Raw genomic sequence first — 444 nt, 5'->3', positions numbered from 1 at the left:
TGGTCGCTTTGCCCCTCGGCCAACTGGTAATCCGCACGGTGCCGCTCCAGGGCCTGTCGGGCGAGCTGTTTGCCGTGCTTTTCATTTTGGATCGGCGCCGGGTAGCGGTAGTCCTCCAGCGCAGGGCTGAACGCGGCGGTGAACTGACTTTCCAGCAGCCGGCTTGGCCGATTGAAGTCATAACCCCGACGCGTCACCGTGCTGGTCCGCGTGCTGAACCGCTGGGAGAACTGACTGACGACTGGATGATCTGCGGCCATACCACTGCCCTGTTGATAGGGCGTGGCCTCCAGCGTGGGGAAGTAGGTCTGATCATCGGTGAACACCAACTGATGACCGTCCGGGCTGTGTTGGTGGTGCCAGGCAATCCCCTCCTCACTGCACAATCGTTGGATCAGTTGGAAATCCGATTCCTCGTATTGCGTGCAATATTCGCGCTCGGGA

Annotated in this window: 1 protein-coding gene; it reads right to left on the bottom strand. The window is 60.4% G+C overall.

Features of this window, described 5'->3' with window-relative positions:
- A partial coding sequence (locus KW848_RS31360) for a contractile injection system protein, VgrG/Pvc8 family (RefSeq protein ID WP_256365352.1) occupies positions 1 to 444 on the bottom strand: 444 nt, incomplete at both ends.

The sequence above is a fragment of the Pseudomonas sp. PDM25 genome, assembly GCF_019219045.1.
Classification (GTDB): Bacteria; Pseudomonadota; Gammaproteobacteria; order Pseudomonadales; family Pseudomonadaceae; genus Aquipseudomonas.
This window is presented reverse-complemented; position numbering and strand designations above follow the sequence as displayed.